Consider the following 2,447-nt stretch of genomic DNA (forward strand, 5'->3'; position numbering starts at 1 on the left):
GACATACCCCAAGCCTCAGGCACGACACCCGAAACACTTGTCAGACACGCCCTAGTTCCTACGCCCGTAGCTATCGAGGGTCAGCCGGGCTTAGCGTCGTAGACAGCAGCGACGTAGTGAACAGAGAGGACGTCCGCTCGTGACTTTTGGTCTTCCGAGCCTTCCCAACATTGTGGAGGACGTGATCGAACCGGCGGTGGAAAACGCCGTGAAGGTAGTGACCGCGGTGGGTCGCGCGTTCAGCGATGACGATCACCCGCCGTCGCAAACTCCGCTGCAGCGCACCAACACTGCGCTCTACGGACCCGGCGGTCCGCCCGCTGCACCCCCGCCTGCTCCGGCTCCACCGGCAGACCAGGCCGGCGGATTGAACGACGGTGCCACCAACGCCGGTGACCAGTACAACAAGCACGTCGACGGCGCCGCCCTGACCGATGACAAGCTGGCCACGCTACTCAAGCAGATCTTCGAGTCCAATCAGCAGGCACGCGACAAGATCAACGCGATCCTGGCCGACATCCAGGCCAAGTCCAAGCAGATCGCCCCCGAAATGGGTGACCCGGCATCGGTGATGGCCTTCCAGAAGTACATGGATCAGAAGTTTGGCGAGATCCAAAAGCTGCTCAGCGACTCGCAGGTCGACGCCAAAACCCAAGCCGCCATCATGGATGCTCTCGGCCAGGAGTACCGGACCAACGGACCCAAGTCCGGTGAGGGAGAAGACAAGGGCTCAGGCGGCAGCGAGGGCGACTCCGGGGGAGACTCTTCCGGCGGCAGTGGGGGCGGGGATGCCGCGCCGCCGCCACCGACGCCGGGGCCGGTGCACCGGCCGACGCCGGGGCCGGGACTGACCCGCTGACCGATCCGCTGGCTGGCATGGGCCCAATGGGGATGGGTGGCATGGGCGGGGACCCGCTGTCGTCGCTGGCCGGGCTGGGTTCGGCGCTGCCCGGCATGCTCGGCGGCCTCGGCGCGGGTGGCTCGCCGCTGGACTCGCTCGGCGGCGCTCTGGGCGGGCTGGGATCGGCGCTGCCCGGGCTGGCCTCGCAGTTCTCCGATAAGAACGGCCAGGACCCTGCCAGCACCGACGACAAGTTCTCCGACACCAAGGGCGACGGGAAAGCCGAAAAGCCCGAAGACGCCTTCAAAGACGACCAGGGCAAAACCGATGATCCGCCGGCCGACAAGGGCAAGGAGGACGCCAAGAGCCCCGCAGATCCGAACACGGTGCAGCCGGTCGCCAACACCCCAGCGGCTGCCGCGCCCGCTGCGGCACCGTCAGTCGATGGCCACACGGTGCCCCTGCCAGACGGAACCTCGGTGAACGCGCCTGACGACCAGCGCAAGATTGCACTGGAAGCCGTGATTAACGGGAAGTCGGTCAGTGATGCCTACGGTGGTCAGATCCCGCCGGCGGGCTCACCGGTGATGAATCCGGTCGACCGCAACAGTCTGCGGCCCGGCGACTATGCCCAGTTCGAGGCCAAGCCCGCGGTGATGTACATGGGCAATGGCAAAATCTGGCTAGACGGCCAGCTCAAACCCGTCTCGGCGCTGCCCAGCTCGTCGGACTTCTTGGGCTGGACCGGACCGCCGGCAGCTGGGGGCGGGGCGCAGGCGACGGTGCCGGCGCCAGCAACCGGCACACCGGCATCAGCTTCGGTTACCACGGCCTCGCCGACCGGTAACCACACGGCATAGGGGGAGCACGCAGGATGCAGTCAGAAGCCGAGACGGCCGAACGTACCTACGTCGAGACCTCGCGCACCGGCTTGCTGCTGGTGGAACTGGACGGCACCGGCGGTGTCGTGCGAGTGCAGCTCGAGCCGGAGGTCAACGCCACCTGGTCGGCAGAGACCCTGTCGGAGCGTCTGATGCACCTGCACCGGCTGGCGTTGATGCGGGCCCGCTTCGCGCAGCGCCAACGCATGAACGAACTCGGTGCCGATATGCCGCCGGATGACACCTATCCCAGTGAGGCCGAGATCGCCGCCTACCGCGCCAAATATTTGGATTTTTGAGGCCGCGCTAACCGCCGCGCACCGGGGTTACGCTGGGCAAACAACCCATTGACTGAAAGGACGCCGCCATGGCCAACCAGCTGAGGGTGGATTTCGAGGCCTGGGAGGACCACGCCTCCTGGTGGGACAACGAAAGCGCGGAAGCGGCTCGGCGTATGGCCGCTGACCCCGATGCCCTTGAAGCTGCTCGGCATGCCTTCGGCAAGATCGGCTCCTCGACAGTCGGGCAGGCGTACGCCGACACCTTGGCTGCTCGTCACGAGCTCGGCCAGCGCCTGGCCGCCAACGCCCAGGCTGTCGCCAACCACATCCGCAGCAACCTGCAGACCTACGCCGATCAAGAGCACGAGAACCAGCAGACGCTGCGGACCTAGGGCGTGTCCGATAAATGTGGCAGCCAGACGGTGATGGCACGTAGGACTGCTG

The 2,447-nt window shown here is 66.3% G+C and carries 4 protein-coding genes; all 4 read left to right on the plus strand.

Annotation, left to right across the window (positions count from 1 at the left end; genetic code table 11):
* Positions 1-208 precede the first annotated feature (208 nt).
* The 4 genes from CRM90_RS31235 (at position 209) to CRM90_RS29815 (ending at position 2,395) form a co-directional block, all read left to right on the plus strand.
* On the plus strand, positions 209-859 hold the full coding sequence (locus tag CRM90_RS31235) for a DUF4226 domain-containing protein (protein ID WP_233209602.1): 651 nt from the start codon (positions 209-211) through the stop codon (positions 857-859).
* A 41-nt stretch (positions 860-900) separates the two neighbouring features.
* Entirely contained in the window at positions 901-1,701 is an 801-nt protein-coding gene (locus CRM90_RS31240) for a hypothetical protein (RefSeq protein WP_233209603.1), read from the plus strand.
* 14 nt (positions 1,702-1,715) lie between these two features.
* Positions 1,716-2,021 carry a YbaB/EbfC family nucleoid-associated protein gene (locus CRM90_RS29810; protein ID WP_102810427.1) on the plus strand — a complete coding sequence of 102 codons (306 nt, stop codon included), beginning with the start codon at positions 1,716-1,718 and terminating at the stop codon, positions 2,019-2,021.
* A gap of 68 nt (positions 2,022-2,089) precedes the next feature.
* Positions 2,090-2,395, plus strand: a complete 306-nt coding sequence (locus CRM90_RS29815; RefSeq protein ID WP_102810428.1) for a type VII secretion target — start codon at positions 2,090-2,092, stop codon at positions 2,393-2,395.
* Positions 2,396-2,447: the final 52 nt, after the last annotated feature.

This window comes from Mycobacterium sp. ENV421, from assembly GCF_002887815.1.
In the GTDB taxonomy this organism is placed as follows: domain Bacteria; phylum Actinomycetota; class Actinomycetes; order Mycobacteriales; family Mycobacteriaceae; genus Mycobacterium.